11 protein-coding genes are annotated in these 14212 nt (G+C 63.1%); 5 read left to right on the forward strand and 6 right to left on the reverse strand.

The annotated features are described in order from the left end of the window. Window positions 1-136 precede the first annotated feature (136 nt). On the forward strand, window positions 137-2620 hold the full coding sequence (locus RA20_RS13165) for a hypothetical protein (protein WP_039129512.1): 2484 nt from the start codon (window positions 137-139) through the stop codon (window positions 2618-2620). A 52-nt stretch (window positions 2621-2672) separates the two neighbouring features. Here the strand turns inward: RA20_RS13165 and hppD are convergent, their stop codons facing one another. Beyond that, window positions 2673-3773, reverse strand: coding sequence for a 4-hydroxyphenylpyruvate dioxygenase (hppD, locus tag RA20_RS13170; protein WP_039129406.1), 1101 nt, complete (start codon window positions 3771-3773; stop codon window positions 2673-2675). 150 nt (window positions 3774-3923) lie between these two features. Here hppD and RA20_RS13175 point away from each other — a divergent pair, with 150 nt between their 5' ends. From RA20_RS13175 to RA20_RS13185, 3 genes are all read left to right on the forward strand, one after another. Further along, window positions 3924-4379, forward strand: coding sequence for an Lrp/AsnC family transcriptional regulator (locus RA20_RS13175; RefSeq protein WP_039129408.1), 456 nt, complete (start codon window positions 3924-3926; stop codon window positions 4377-4379). A gap of 68 nt (window positions 4380-4447) precedes the next feature. Beyond that, a complete protein-coding gene (locus RA20_RS13180; protein ID WP_039129411.1) occupies window positions 4448-5668 on the forward strand; it encodes a PAS domain-containing protein in 1221 nt (406 codons plus the stop codon). Between the two features lie 131 nt (window positions 5669-5799). Beyond that, window positions 5800-7689 carry a monovalent cation:proton antiporter-2 (CPA2) family protein gene (locus RA20_RS13185; RefSeq protein ID WP_039129414.1) on the forward strand — a complete coding sequence of 630 codons (1890 nt, stop codon included), beginning with the start codon at window positions 5800-5802 and terminating at the stop codon, window positions 7687-7689. A gap of 53 nt (window positions 7690-7742) precedes the next feature. Here RA20_RS13185 and cobT read toward each other — a convergent pair whose 3' ends face one another. Further along, window positions 7743-8759: a nicotinate-nucleotide--dimethylbenzimidazole phosphoribosyltransferase gene (cobT, locus tag RA20_RS13190; protein ID WP_039129417.1), complete on the reverse strand. Its 1017-nt coding sequence runs from the start codon at window positions 8757-8759 to the stop codon at window positions 7743-7745. 101 nt (window positions 8760-8860) lie between these two features. Between cobT and cobS the strand changes: the two genes are divergently transcribed. After that, on the forward strand, window positions 8861-9619 hold the full coding sequence (gene cobS, locus RA20_RS13195) for an adenosylcobinamide-GDP ribazoletransferase (RefSeq protein WP_039129420.1): 759 nt from the start codon (window positions 8861-8863) through the stop codon (window positions 9617-9619). Between the two features lie 68 nt (window positions 9620-9687). Here the strand turns inward: cobS and RA20_RS13200 are convergent, their stop codons facing one another. From RA20_RS13200 to RA20_RS13215, 4 genes are all read right to left on the reverse strand, one after another. Then, the gene (locus tag RA20_RS13200; RefSeq protein WP_019294694.1) at window positions 9688-10197 is read right to left on the reverse strand and encodes a CarD family transcriptional regulator; all 510 of its coding nucleotides are present in this window, start codon (window positions 10195-10197) and stop codon (window positions 9688-9690) included. Between the two features lie 301 nt (window positions 10198-10498). Next, window positions 10499-10837, reverse strand: coding sequence for a ferredoxin FdxA (gene fdxA, locus RA20_RS13205; protein WP_039129428.1), 339 nt, complete (start codon window positions 10835-10837; stop codon window positions 10499-10501). Between the two features lie 63 nt (window positions 10838-10900). Then, a complete protein-coding gene (locus RA20_RS13210; protein ID WP_039129431.1) occupies window positions 10901-11275 on the reverse strand; it encodes an RNA-binding S4 domain-containing protein in 375 nt (124 codons plus the stop codon). A gap of 7 nt (window positions 11276-11282) precedes the next feature. After that, complete coding sequence (locus tag RA20_RS13215; RefSeq protein ID WP_039129434.1) at window positions 11283-14207, reverse strand: helicase-related protein; 2925 nt, start codon at window positions 14205-14207, stop codon at window positions 11283-11285. Window positions 14208-14212 lie beyond the last annotated feature (5 nt).

Raw genomic sequence — 14212 nt, forward strand, 5'->3', positions numbered from 1 at the left:
GGCAAACTGCCGCCCGCAAGCCCCGGCGGCTGTCTTTTCCTTTCACCCGGCGGGTTTCTGCTTTAAGGTCCGCGGCAAAATACCGGGCACGCCGCGTGCCCCGGGCAGTATGGATTTGTATGGTTTGACCCACAGCATGAAACCGGCTTTTGCTCTTTCGCTTTCCGCTGACGGCATCGCACTGCTTTACCGCGCCCAGGACGGCTGGCGCAGCGTTGCCGAAACCCCGTTTGATACTGACGACCTGCCCTCCGCGCTGGCGGCAATGCGCGATGGCGCGCTGCGGCTGGTGCCCGAAGGCGTTTTCTGCAAGCTGGTCCTGCCCAACGATCAGATCCGCTATCTGAGTGTGGAAACCGGCGACCTGCCGTCCGCTGACCGGATTGCTGCCGCCCGCCAGGCGCTGGAAGGCGCCACTCCCTACGCCGTGGACGAGCTGGCCTTTGATATCTCTATTGACGGAGGGCAAACCCATATTGCCGCCGTTGCGCTGGAAACGTTGGACGAAGCCGAAACTTTTGCGGCCGAGCACGGCTTTGGCCCGGTGAGTTTTGTCGCTGTGCCAGAGAACGGCAGCTTCCAGGGCGAGCCTTTCTTCGGCACCACCCGGAGCATCCGCGGCACCAGCGTTGAACCCGACAGCACTGCCATCGCCGTCGTCGGACCGGTCCAGGTCCCAGCGCCGGACGCAACGAAAGCCCCCGGACCGGAGGCTGCCCCGCCCCTTGCCATCGAACCGGATGCGGCAGAGGATCTGCCGCCGATTGCCGAACTGGACGCAGTGGAAGCTGCAGATGCAGAGCCAGCACTGCCAATAAAAGATGCCGCAACAGTCAGCATTGCCAAAATCCCGGCGGCACCGCCGGCTGCAGCAGATCCGCAGGAAGCTGCGGGCTTCTCCAGCCGCCGCGGAAGATCCGCGCCCGCCAAAGCCGAACCAACTGCCCCAGCCCCGGCAAAAAAGGCCATTGCACCGCGTCCTGCTCCTGCTCCGGAACCAGTTCCTGCGGCGGCCAAGCCTCTGGCAGCACCTGTCTTGGCGGCCTCGGACGGACCAGAGGCCTCTGCCGCGCGCACCGCGATCCCTCCGGCCCCAGCCGCTTTGCGCGCCGAGCCGGCCCCCGCCCGACCTGAGGCCGCGGCGGCCGGCACTGCTGTCAGAGGCAAACCCAGGTACCTGGGGGTGACCCTGACCGCGGCGCTTCTGCTGTTCATGGCAACCGTCGCGGTCTGGGCCGTGTTCGGAGATGGCGGCTTTTTTGCGGAAAGCCCGGAACAGGCACCGTCTGAAGAACAAGGCCTGTCTGCCGCTCCGCCGGTCAGCACCGGGGAGGACGATACCGCCGGCCAGCCAGAGCCCCCCGCCGCCGCAGACCAGCATGACAATGTAGAGCCTGCTGCAGGGACTGATCCAGCAGCTGCTATTGCGCCCCAGGTGAGCGTTCTGGCGGACCAGCCCGATCCGGGTGTGGCCGCCAGCAATTCAACAGGAGAAGAAACCGCTTCGGCCGAAGCCCCCACTCCTGGCCTGGCTCCCTCAGCCGAAGATGAAGCCGCAGCAGACGGAGTCGAGCTGCCGGAAGAAGGCACTGAAACCGCCTTCCTGGACCCGGACAGCCTGCAGCCCGGCGGTACGGAAACCGCTTTGCCGGAGCCGGTTGCTGAAGAGCCCCTGGATCCGCTTGCCCAGGCCGCGCGCTACGCCGCGACTGGCGTCTGGCCGGTGGCCCCTGAGCTGGAGGACATCCCTGCGTCAACGGGGCTGGAGCCGCTCTATACCGCTTCTATCGACCAGAACGGGGCAGCGCCGGATGCGGTGGCACTGCCTCAGCCCGGCAGTTTTGAGACCGACAGCGCTCCCGAGGCTATCGCTTCGCCCGCTGCCGCCGGCGCGGCCTTTGATCTGGACGCGCGCGGTCTGGTGAAAGCAACGCCCGAAGGCACACTGAACCCCGATGGCATCATGATCTACCTGGGCCGCCCCGCTGTGGTGCCGCCGCAGGCGCCCGAGCGCAGCGACCCGGCAGCCGAAGCGCTGGCCGAGGAAGTGGCCCGCAACCAGGTCCTGTCCCGCAAGCGGCCTAAAGCCCGGCCTGCCGATCTTGCCGAACAGTTTGAAAGAGCGCGTCTCGGCGGCCTCAGCCGCGCCGAGCTGGCCTCCTTGCGTCCGCGCCAGCGCCCGGCCAGCCTGAAGCCCGCAGAAGCGGAGCAGCAGCCCGCCACCGCCCAGGCCGTAGCGGCGTCGGTGGTGCCGCGCGGCCGTCCCGCCAATTTTGCCGCTTTGGTCGACCGCGCCCGCCGCAACTCCCAGAACCAGGTGCAAACTGCGGCCGCAGTCCCGGCCGCCGCTGCTGCGGCGGCCCCCAGCATCCCGACCGCCGCATCCGTCGCCCGCCGCGCCACGGTCAGCAACGCCATCAACCTGCGCAAGCTGAACCTGATCGGCGTCTATGGAACCGCAGCCGAGCGCCGCGCTTTGGTCCGCCTGCCCTCAGGCCGTTACAAGAAAGTGCGGGTTGGCGACCGCATCGACGGCGGCAGGGTGATTGCCATTGGCGAAAGCCAGCTGCGGTACCAGAAGGGCGGCCGCAACCGCACCCTGGAAATGCCCAACGGATAAAACCGGCCCTGCAAGACAGGACCGGTTGATTTGATTGCCTTTTTGCTGCCTGTTATCCGGCAGCCTTAAGCTCGCCATTTTCGATCTGCTCGCGCTCGATCGACTCAAACAGCGCCTTGAAGTTACCCTCGCCAAAGCCGTCGTCGCCCTTGCGCTGGATGAACTCGAAGAAGATCGGTCCAATCACGGTTTTCGAGAAGATCTGCAAAAGGATCTTGGTTTCACCACCGTCCACCACGCCCTCACCGTCGATCAGGATGCCGTGTTTTTTCATCCGCTCCAGCGGTTCGTCATGGCCCTGCACGCGGTCATAAGACATCTCATAGTAGGCATCATTCGGCCCGGGCATGAATTTCAGGCCTTTTTCGGCAATCGCATCGGTGCTGTCGTAGATGTTATCGCTGCCCACAGCGATATGCTGGATTCCCTCGCCCTTGTACTTCTTGAGGTAGGAGACGATCTGTCCGGTCTCGCCGCGGTCCTCGTTGATCGGGATCCGGATCCGGCCGCAGGGCGATGTCAGAGCCCGGCTCAGCAGGCCGGTGAATTTTCCCTGGATGTCAAAAAAGCGGATTTCCTTGAAGTTGAACAAGTCACCGTAAAACTTGAACCACTTGTCCATGTTGCCTTTGAAGACATTGTGGGTCAGGTGATCAAGATAGTAGAAGCCGTCGCCGCGCGGCTTGGACTGCGTCAGCCAGTCGAATTCCGCATTGTAAGGCGAGGTGTCATAATACTGGTCAATGAAGTAGATGAGCGATCCGCCAATCCCCATGATGGCAGGCACATCCATAGTCTTCCCCGGCCCCTCATAAGGTTCTGCACCCTTGGCGACTGCGTGCTCAAAGGCTTTCTGCGCATCGGCGACACGCCAGCCCATTGCCGGTGCGCAGGGGCCATGCTGCGCCACAAATCCGGCCGCAAAGCTGTCCGGGTCAGCATTCAGGATATAGGTAACGTCACCCTGCTGCCAAAGCTCCACCAGCGGGCTGTCCTTGCGCCGGCCCACCAGTTCGTAACCCATGCGGGTGAACAGCGCCCGCAGCTCTTCCGGATCCGGGCTGGCAAACTCCACAAATTCAAAGCCATCGGTGCCGGCCGGGTTTTCGGGGGTGATCTCGGATTTCGGGGCGTTGTGCGGGAACGGGCCCATCGCGCATCTCCTTGGTATCATAGGGGCAAGATGTATTCTTGCATCAAGAATACCGCATATCCGCTGCAGGTTTTCCGCATACTTTTGCATCCAATCAGACAAATGTGCTAGACTGGCGCGCAAATCCCGTAATTTCTGGAGAATTCACGCATGCTCGACCCTGCTGACACCAAACTCCTTGCAGCCTTGCAGAAGGATGCGCATTTGACTGCGCAGCAGCTGGGCGAGTTGCTTAACCTCTCTCCCAGCCAGGCTGGGCGGCGGCGACAGCGGCTGGAGGCGGAAGGGTACATCCAGGGTTACTCGGCCCGGCTGGATCCGGCCCGGCTGGGGCTGACGGTGCAGGGATTCGTGCTGGTGCATCTGGGCAGCCATGGCCCTGAGCAATCCAAAGGATTCGCCCGTCTTGTGGCCAGCCGGCCGGAAATCACCTCGGCCTGGACGATGACCGGCGAAGCAGATTACCTGCTGCGGGTCTACTGCGCCGGACTGGAGGCCCTGAATGCGCTCATTCACGACGTTTTATTGCCGCATCCCGCCGTTGCCAGGGTCCAAAGCCAAATCGTAATGGCACAATTAAAACGGGATGCACCGCTGCCAACTTAACCAACCGGGAAGGAATTGGGCGTATTCCTACGGCAACAACTTCAGTAACCTAAAAGTGGAACGTGCCCGTGTCTTTTGTTGACCGCCGAGTAGAAACGCGCCCCACCAGCGGCGAGGCCCCGTTTGGCCTCAACGAAGTCTTCTTCTCCAGAACCGACCAGCGCGGCGTCATTCAGGCAGGCAACTATGTTTTCCGCCGGGTCGGAGCTTATTCTTGGGATGAGCTTCTTGGTGCGCCGCATAAGGTGATCCGCCACCCGGACATGCCCAAAGGGGTGTTTTCGCTCTTCTGGGACACCATCCAGCGCGGCGAGTTCATGGGCGCCTATGTCAAGAACAAGTCCAAAGACGGGCTGTATTACTGGGTGTTTGCCGTCGTGGTGCCCTGCGAGGATGGCTACCTTTCCGCCCGCATCAAGCCAAGCAGCCCGCTGTTTGACGAGGTCCGCGGGCTTTACGCGCAGATGCTCAAGCTGGAAAAGGACGAAGGCCTCAGCCCGGAAGACAGCGCGGCCTACCTTCTCGACTGGCTGAACAGCCAGGGCTACGAAAATTACCATCAATTTGCGGCGCATGCACTCAGCCAGGAGCTGATGTCCCGCGATCAAGGCCTCGGCCACCAGCCGGATGCCCGGATCCAAGAGCTTACAGGCATGCTTCGCAATGCTGAAACACTGGTCGAAGAGACCGAAGGGCTGATCACTGATTTCGACGCCATGCACACCATTCCCCACAATCTGCGGGTGCTGGCCTCACGGATCGAACCCTCAGGCGGCCCGGTTACGGTGCTGTCGCAGAACTATGGCTCGATGTCGCGCGAGATGTCCGACTGGTTCGGCGCCCATGTAATGGGCAAGAACAGTAATTTCGCCAAGATCAAATCCTCGGTAAACAGCAGCCTGTTTGTCGAGGGAATGGCCCGGGTTCTCAGCGAATGCGACAACCAGCTGCAAAAGGAACGCCGCGATCTCGGCAATGCGGACATGGAAGCGGAACGCAAGATTCTGGGTGATCTGGTACGGTCTCAGACCAAACGTGCCCAGGAAGGCATGAAGGAAGTCGACGATGAAGCCGCACGCATCACCGGCGCCTGCCAGGTCATGCACCGGCATTTCCTGGGCCTCAGCTCAACCCGGGTGCTGCTCAAGATCGAAAGCGCGCGGCTGACTGACTCAGGCGAGACCCTGGCTGATATCATTGACCAGCTGGGCGGTTTCCAGGAACGTATTTCGCGGCGGCTGGACCGGATCGGCAAGCTCAGTGAAGAAATCCGTATGCTGGAGCAATAACCGGCCGCCTCCGGCATATTTGAACGAATACCAAGCAGCACCGGCTCCCGCCGGTGCTGTTTTGCCTTTGAAGGCGGCCACGGCCGCCAAAGCCATTGCCAAGGCACCGGTGAGCTTGCGATACCTTTTCTATGGAAGAGTTTTTTTACCAGGCAACCATTTATCTGGGTGCCGCCGTCATCGCCGTCCCTCTCGCTGCACGTCTCGGGCTTGGCTCTGTCCTGGGGTACCTGGCCGCAGGCATAGCCATTGGCCCGGTATTGGGACTGACCGGCACCGAAACCGAGGATCTTCGCCACTTTGCCGAATTCGGCGTGGTAATGATGCTGTTCCTGATCGGGCTCGAACTGGAGCCGCGCGCGCTCTGGGCAATGCGGCACAAGCTTCTGGGGCTGGGCGGCATGCAGGTGGCCGGCTCCACCCTCGTCCTGATGGGCGCGGCCATGGCAATGGGCCAGCCCTGGCATGTCAGCCTGGCAGTGGGCCTGGCCCTGTCGCTGTCCTCAACGGCGATCGTGCTGCAGACGCTGTCCGAAAAAGGGCTGATGCGCACCGGTGGCGGCCGCTCGGCCTTTTCGGTGCTGCTGACCCAGGACATCGCGGTGATCCCGATCCTCGCTTTTCTGCCGCTTCTGGGCACCTATGCAATTCCGCAGTTTTCCTCTGACGGCTCAATCGCCCGGGAAGGCGCAGGCCACGGCGGCGGCCATCACTCGCTGTCGCTGGTCGACGGGCTGCCTGGCTGGGCGGTGGCACTGGTCACACTGGCGGCCATTGCCGCCATTATCCTGGCAGGTATCTACCTGACCCGCCCGGTGTTCCGCTTCATTCACGCCTCCAACCTGCGCGAGATGTATACAGCGCTGGCGCTGATGATCGTTGTCGGCATCTCTTTTCTGATGACGCTGGTCGGCCTCTCCCCGGCGCTTGGAGCCTTCCTGGCCGGCGTGGTGCTGGCCAACTCCGAATTCCGGCATGAGATGGAGAGCGACCTCAACCCCTTCAAGGGGCTCCTCCTGGGGCTCTTTTTCATCACCGTTGGCGCGGGCATCAACTACCGCCAGTTCCTGGCCGACCCCGGCGATCTGATCGGCCTCGCCGCCCTGGTCATCTTTGCCAAGGGGGCTGTGCTCTATGCGGTCGGCCACGCCTTTGGCCTCAGGCGCCGCGATCTGTGGCTGTTCACACTCGGGCTGGCGCAGGCTGGCGAGTTCGGCTTTGTGCTGCTGGCCTTCTCAACCCAGCTCAACGTCGTGCCGGTTGCATTGTCCGAGAAGCTGCTGCTGGTGATTGCCCTTTCGATGCTGATCACCCCGCTCTTGTTCATCGTCTACGACCTGCTGTCCAAGCGCATGGCCGAGGCGCGGCACGAATTTGAACCCGACGAGATCGACGAAGAAGGGCCTGTGATCATTGCTGGGATCGGCCGTTTCGGCCAGATCGTCAACCGTCTGGTGCAGGCCAGCGGTTTCAAGACTGTGGTGCTGGACCACGACATGGAGGCCGTGCAGCTGATGCGCCGCTTCGGGGTCAAGAGCTTCCTGGGCGACCCGACCCGGCCGGAGCTGCTGAAAGCCGCAGGCATCGCCAAGGCCAAGGTCTTTGTGGTGGCGCTGGATGACCCGGAGGGCGTGGTCAAGATGGTCACCTATGTGCGCCGCTCTTATCCGGATCTGCACATCATCGCCCGCGCCAAGGACCGCAACCATGTTTATGAGCTGTACAAAGCCGGCGCCGACGACATCGTGCGCGAGATGTTCGACAGTTCGGTCCGTGCGGGCCGCTACGTGCTGGAGAACGCCGGGCTCAGCGAATACGAGGCGGCGCAGGCGGCACAGACCTTCTACGCCCACGACCGCGCCAACCTGCGCGACTTGGCCCAGCACTGGATTCCGGGAGTGCCCGCCAGCCAGAACCCCGCATATATCGAACGCGCGCGGGAACTGGAGAAAGCCATTGAAAGCGCGATTTTTGAGATGGCGGAGCGCAAGCGCAAAAAGTCATCGGAAGCTGCAGAATGACAAAACCCCGGCTCAGGCCGGGGTTTTCAGTATTCAGGCCGCACCTGCCCCGATCAGCCGTCGGACACCCCGGCCTCGGCGAAGGTCGCCATGCCGCTGTGGCAGGCAACCGCGCCTTTTAGCACCTGGATTGCCAGCGCCGCGCCTGAGGCTTCGCCCAGCCGCAGCCCCAGAGCCAGCAGAGGCTCCTTGCCCAGTTTCTGCAGCAGTGCTGCATGCGCCCCTTCGGCGCTTTGATGGCCCGCCACGGTGTGGTCCAGGGCCCCTTCTGCCGTGTGCGCCAGGCATGCCGCGGCGGCGCAGCAGATGAACCCGTCCAGAATTACTGGAATATGCAGGATCCGCGCCGCGGCGATAGCGCCTGCCATAGCGGCAATTTCACGCCCGCCCAGGCAGGCTAGGGCATCAAGGCCATCCTTGATCGCCTCCTTATGAAGAGCGAGCCCTTCCGCAACCACCCGGGTCTTGTTTGCCAGGCCTGCATCATCAACGCCGGTGCCGCGGCCGGTCCACTCCGCGGCCTCACCGCCGAACAGCGCGCAAGCCAGGGCTGCGGCAGGGGTGGTGTTGCCAATGCCCATTTCGCCAACCACCAGCAGATCGGCGCTCGGGTCTACCGCCGACCAGCCCGCCTGCAGCGCCGCCAGAAGCTCTTTCCCGCTCATCGCCGGTCCTTGGGTGAAATCAGCGGTGGGCCGGTCCAGTTCCAGCGCATGCACATCCATACGGGCACCGGCCAGGCGGGCCAATTGGTTGATCGCCGCGCCGCCATGTTCGAAATTGATCACCATCTGGGCAGTCACTTCCGCAGGAAAGGCCGAGACCCCTTGCGCCGTTACCCCATGGTTGCCGGCAAAAACAATCACTTGAGGCGCGCTGATCTCCGGCCGGTCACTGCGGCGCCAGCCGCCATACCATACTGCCAGATCCTCCAGCCGCCCGAGCGCCCCCGGCGGCTTGGTCAGCTGCGTGTTCCGAGCGGCAGCACCGTCAAGCGCCGCCTGGTCCTGCGCAGGCGCGCCGGAAAGTGCGGCGCGGAAATCATCAAGGGAGGAAAGCTGTGGCAGCATGGCATTGCCTCGTTGCATCTGAGTGAGTGACGCGGATAAAGCGGGTTCCAGACTGTTTACCCGCTGGCAGCAACGCCGCAAGCCCTCCAATAGGCCCGCAGATGCGAAAAAACGACATTCAAGCAAAAGACATAGCTTTGGCACTGGTTCTTCTGACCCGGCTGCCGCTGCCGGCCTTGCCTGCTGACGCCTTCCAGCGTCAGTCCAAGGCTGTCTGGGCCTTCCCCCTTGCCGGGCTTGCTGTGGCCCTGCCTGCGGCACTCTTGACATCTCTGGCATTGGCGGCGGGCCTTCCTGCCTCTGTAGCCGCCGGGGTGGCGCTGGCGGTGCAGGTGATGCTGACCGGCGCCATGCATGAAGACGGGCTGGCGGATACCGCCGACGGGCTGTGGGGCGGGTTCACCCGCGAACGGCGGCTGGAGATCATGAAGGACAGCCGCACCGGCGCCTATGGCGTGATTGCCCTGATCCTGGGGTTCGGCCTGCGCTGGAGTGCGCTTGCAGCCCTGCTCCCGGCTGCGGGTCCCTGGGTCTTGCTGCCGCTGGCCATGCTGAGCCGCGCCGCAATGCCTGCTCTGATGACGTATTTGCCCAATGCACGCAGTTCCGGCCTGTCCCGGACCGTCGGCCGGCCCCGCGCCCTGCCCTGCCTGCTGGCGGCACTGATCGCCCTTGCGCTGTCATTGCCGCTGATCGGAACAGCCGCATTTGCCGCCGCGCTGGCTATGGCTGCCACTGCAATCGGCCTGGGCATGCTCGCCAAGGCCAAGATCGGCGGCCAGACCGGCGACATTCTCGGCGCAGCTCAGCAAATTGCCGAAATCGCCGGGCTGCTCACCCTCGCCGCCATCTGCGGCTGAACTGGACCCGGACATGAAAAAGGCCGCGCCCCAGGGGCACGGCCTTTCATTTCCATGACCGGTTCAGATCAGGCAGCGCGGGAGGTCAGCACCTCGTCCACCTGCTTGGCGGCGGCGATCTCGTCATTGCCGGAGACCGCGGCCACTTCGCGGGTCAGCCGCTCCAGCGCCGCTTCATACAGCTGGCGCTCCGAGTAGCTCTGCTCGCGCTGATCGTCGGTGCGGTGCAGGTCGCGGACCACTTCGGCAATCGAGATCAGATCACCCGAGTTGATCTTCTGCTCATACTCCTGGGCGCGGCGCGACCACATGGCGCGCTTTACCTTGGCTTTGCCCTTGAGCGTCTTCATCGCCTGGGCAATCACGTCCGGCGAGCTCAGCGAGCGCATCCCTACTTCGGTTGCCTTGTTGGTCGGCACCCGCAGGGTCATCTTGTCCTTTTCGAAGGTGATCACGAACAGCTCCAGCGCAAAGCCGGCCACTTCCTGCTCCTCGATCGAAATGATCTGGCCAACGCCATGCGCCGGGTAAACCACGTAATCATTGGGGCGGAATTCGAGCTTCTTCGACTTGGTCATACAGGTTCTTCCTCACTCATCAGCCGGGCGGCTCCGGCGTTTTTGGCGAAAAAACGCCCGGTTCCGGTCAGTGGATCGTGACCAGCCCCCAGGACATTATCTCCGCAGAAATACCGCCCAAGACACGCACTGCTCAAGGCGTGCGCCGGGGGCGGACTCCGATTGTTTATGTCATTTGTCCGCCGAGTATATCATAAAAAAGGGCCGCCCGAAAGGCGGCCTGCTGGCAAGGGTTCGTAAAAACCCCTGAGAATACGGCGGTTTTCCGCACAAATACGGCATTGCCGTGCAGACTGGAGAATCAGCCGCCTTCGCCGGGCGCCTCGGAGAAATACTTCTCCAGCTTGCCTTCTTCGCCGTCGCGCTCCTCGTAACCCGGCATCGGGTCTTTCTTGGAAACGATGACCGGCCACAGCTCGGCGTATTTGCGGTTGAATTCAACCCATTTGTCCATGTCCGGCTCGGTGTCCGGGCGGATCGCGTCCGCCGGGCATTCCGGTTCGCAGACGCCGCAGTCGATGCATTCATCGGGGTGGATCACCAGGGTGTTCTCGCCCTCATAGAAGCAGTCCACCGGGCATACCTCGACACAGTCGGTGTATTTGCAGGCGATGCAGTTTTCCGTCACCACATAGGTCATTGTACCGAGTCCCGTCTTGCGTTTGGCGCCTAGCTAATCCAGTCGGGCGAAGTCTTCAAGCCGTCAAAGGGTATCTTGGTTGCGCTTAAGATCAAGCGCCCTGCGGGCTTTTTTGTCGGGGCGGCCTTTTCCCTCGAATTTCGGGTTTGCAGGAACGTTTTCCTGCTTTTCCGTCATATCGAAGTACAGCCCCTGTGCTTCCGGGGCCGGGCCGCGGCGTTCGCCGATGGCCTCGACCCGCACCACGCGGATCACTTTGCCTTGAGCAAAGGTCAGAACGTCGCCGAGGGTGACGTTCTGAGCCGGTTTCAGTGCCTTGGTGCCGTTGAGGCGCACATGGCCCGCGCTGACCTGTTTTGCGGCCAGGCTGCGGGTTTTGAAAAACCGCGCATGCCACAGCCACTTGTCGATGCGGATCTTGGGCGCCCCCTCAGTCATGGCCGGGTCAGTCGCCCTGTTTCAGCCCCATCAGCGCAGCTGCGAAGGGGTTGTCCGGGTCGATCTGCTTTTCCTTCTTGGGCGGGCGCGAGGAATAGGTCTTGGCCCCCTGGTCCTGGCGCGGACCGCCCTTGCGGCCCGGTTTGCCGCGGCCGCCCTCGCGGTCGCCGGCCTTGGCACCGCGCGGCTTGCCTTTGCCGCCAGGCTTGCCGTCGCCCTGCGGACGGCGGTTCTGCTGGCGCTGGCCGCCGCCCTGGCGTCCGCCGCGGTTGCCGCCCCAGGTGAAGGTGTAGAAGACCTCAACCTCCGGCTCCGCGTCAGCGGGGGCTTCGGCTTTGGCCTCTGCAGCTTCTTCCGCAGGTGCCGCTTCCGCCTCAGCCGCCGGCGCTTCGGCAGCGGCTTCTTCAGCAGGTGCTTCTGCAGCAGCTTCCGCTGCAGGTGCTTCTGCCGCAGCCTCTTCCGCCGCAGGCGCTTCTGCAGCAGCCTCTTCTGCTGCAGGTGCTTCCTCTGCGGCAGCCTCGGCAGGCTTTGCTTCCGGCTCAGCCGCAGCCGGCTTCACCTTCTCGCGCTCGCCCTTCTCGGCCTTGTAGCCCAGGCCCTGCATCAGATCGGCAAACTGCTCCAGCGTCATGCCGGTGATCGACAGCATGTCGGCCTTGGCTTCAAAGCCGCCGCGGCTGTCTTCGGCGCGCAGCATGTCAGCCAGGCGCTCCAGCATGTCGATGCGGATCATCCGCTCGCCGGCCGCGCGATAGCCGGACATGGTGTCATACCCCTCGGGCGCGTCCTTGATCGACGGCACGGTGACCAGGCCCGGAGGCGGTGCCTCGGGGAAGTCCTGCAGACCGTTGGCCAGCGACCACAGCACCAGGCGCAGACGGGTCGGCGCGGGCTTCAGCAAGAGCGGCATGAAGATGGTGAACTGACCGAAGCGGATGCCATGCTTGCGCAGCGCGCCGCGGGCGTCCTGGTCCAGGTCCTTGACTTCCTGCATCACGCCTGCGCGCGGTAGCACGCCGAGGTTTTCAACCATACGGAAGGCAAAGCCGCGGGCCAGGCCGGTCAGCTCTTCATCTTTCTGCAGGTTCAATAGCGGCTCGAACAGCGCGTTGATCTTGCGGGTGATGAAATGCAGAAGGCGGCGTTCGACCTTCTGGGCAACATCCGGGCCTGCGGCGTCATCCACAAACACCTCGATCTGCGGGTTCAGCGCATCCGCGCCGGCAACCAGCTTGCCCACCGCATGCTCGCCCCACATCAGGCCGCCTTGCTCGGTAAAATCGATCTCGGTATCGGGCGCGTTGTAGAACCGGTCCGCACGCAGATGGAATTGCGGCGCCAAAGCCTGCAGCGAGGCCGCCTTGAGGGCCTTTGCCTCGGTGCCTTGCGCGCTCTTGTCCGGGCTGAACCGGAACCCCTCGAGACGGCCGACGAATTCTCCTTCGACCGTCACTTCACCCTTGTCATTCACTTCGGCCAAAAGGGCCTCCTTCTGCTTGAGCCGGCGCAGCAGCACAGACGTGCGCCGGTCCACAAATCTCTGAGTCAAACGCTCGTGCAGAGCATCCGACAGCCTGTCTTCTACAGCGCGCGTCTCCCCGCGCCAATGGCTTTCGTCACGAAGCCAGCCATTCCTTTGCGCGACATAAGTCCACGTGCGGATAAATGCCAATCTTTTCGACAATGTGTCGATGTTGCCGTCGGTGCGGTCAATTCGCTTGATCTGGCGAGCCAGCCAGTCGTCCGGCACCACGCCGCCGCCGTGCAAATGCTCGAAAATCACGCCCAAAAGCGAGGCATGTTCGCCGTGGGAGATGCCGCGGAAGTCGGGAATCCGGCAAACATCCCACAGCAGTTTCACTGATTGCGCATTGGTGGTGCGCGAAATCACGGCGGATTCGCGCGACAGCATTTTCAGCGCGCCCAGGTCATCCGCCTCGCGCGCCTTGATCAGGTTCTCGTTCGAAGGGCTTGATTCGAGTGAATGGATCAGAGCCTCAACCGTGCCAAACTGCAGTTCGGCCGAGCGCCAGTTGAGTTTCTTCAGCGGCGTGAACTGGTGATTCATGATCGCCGAGGCCGTGCCTTCGTCCAGCGGGCGCGCATCGCCAGTGACACCAAAAGTGCCGTGGCTCATGCCCCGGCCCGCACGGCCTGCGATCTGGGCCAGCTCATTGGGCGCCAGCTCACGCATCCGGCGGCCGTCGAACTTGGTGGTGGAGGAAAACGCCACATGGTCGATGTCGAGATTGAGCCCCATGCCGATCGCATCGGTGGCCACCAGGTAATCCACTTCACCGTTCTGGTAGAGCGCCACCTGCGCATTGCGGGTCCGCGGGCTGAGCGCGCCCATCACCACCGCTGCACCGCCTTTTTGGCGGCGGATCAGCTCGGCAATTGCATAGACATTATCAACCGAAAACCCGACGATTGCCGTACGGGGCGGCATCCGGCTTATCTTTTTCGAACCCGCATAGGCCAAATCGGACATCCGCTCGCGACGGACGAATTCAACACCTGGCACCAGTGCCGAGATCGGCCCGCGCATGGTGTCCGCACCCAGGAACAAGGTCTCCGAAGTGCCCCTGGCACGCAGCAGGCGGTCGGTGAAGACATGGCCGCGTTCCGGGTCGGCACAGAGCTGGATCTCGTCAATGGCCAGGAAATCGCAGCCCATGCCCTCGGGCATCGCCTCCACCGTGCAGATCCAGTACTGCGCCCGCGGCGGCACAATGCGCTCTTCGCCGGTAACCAGCGCCACCACCGAGGGGCCGCGGGCGGCCACCACCTTGTCATAGACCTCGCGCGCCAAGAGGCGCAGCGGGAAGCCCATGACCCCGGTGCGGTAACCCAGCATCCGTTCGATGGCATAATGGGTTTTGCCGGTATTGGTCGGGCCCAGAACGGCCACGATCCGCGATGCGCTTGCCATGATTT

Origin of the sequence: Leisingera sp. ANG-Vp, assembly GCF_000813725.1 — a bacterium.
In the GTDB taxonomy this organism is placed as follows: domain Bacteria; phylum Pseudomonadota; class Alphaproteobacteria; order Rhodobacterales; family Rhodobacteraceae; genus Leisingera.

Excerpts from the sequence above, each read along its gene's own strand:
- RA20_RS13200 (WP_019294694.1), bottom strand. The coding sequence starts at position 10,197 with ATGACCAAGTCGAAGAAGCTCGAATTCCGCCCCAATGATTACGTGGTT.
- fdxA (WP_039129428.1), bottom strand. The coding sequence starts at position 10,837 with ATGACCTATGTGGTGACGGAAAACTGCATCGCCTGCAAATACACCGAC.
- cobS (WP_039129420.1), top strand. The coding sequence starts at position 8,861 with ATGCGAAAAAACGACATTCAAGCAAAAGACATAGCTTTGGCACTGGTT.
- RA20_RS13165 (WP_039129512.1), top strand. The coding sequence starts at position 137 with ATGAAACCGGCTTTTGCTCTTTCGCTTTCCGCTGACGGCATCGCACTG.
- RA20_RS13210 (WP_039129431.1), bottom strand. The coding sequence starts at position 11,275 with ATGACTGAGGGGGCGCCCAAGATCCGCATCGACAAGTGGCTGTGGCAT.
- RA20_RS13185 (WP_039129414.1), top strand. The coding sequence starts at position 5,800 with ATGGAAGAGTTTTTTTACCAGGCAACCATTTATCTGGGTGCCGCCGTC.
- RA20_RS13175 (WP_039129408.1), top strand. The coding sequence starts at position 3,924 with ATGCTCGACCCTGCTGACACCAAACTCCTTGCAGCCTTGCAGAAGGAT.
- cobT (WP_039129417.1), bottom strand. The coding sequence starts at position 8,759 with ATGCTGCCACAGCTTTCCTCCCTTGATGATTTCCGCGCCGCACTTTCC.
- RA20_RS13215 (WP_039129434.1), bottom strand. The coding sequence starts at position 14,207 with ATGGCAAGCGCATCGCGGATCGTGGCCGTTCTGGGCCCGACCAATACC.
- hppD (WP_039129406.1), bottom strand. The coding sequence starts at position 3,773 with ATGGGCCCGTTCCCGCACAACGCCCCGAAATCCGAGATCACCCCCGAA.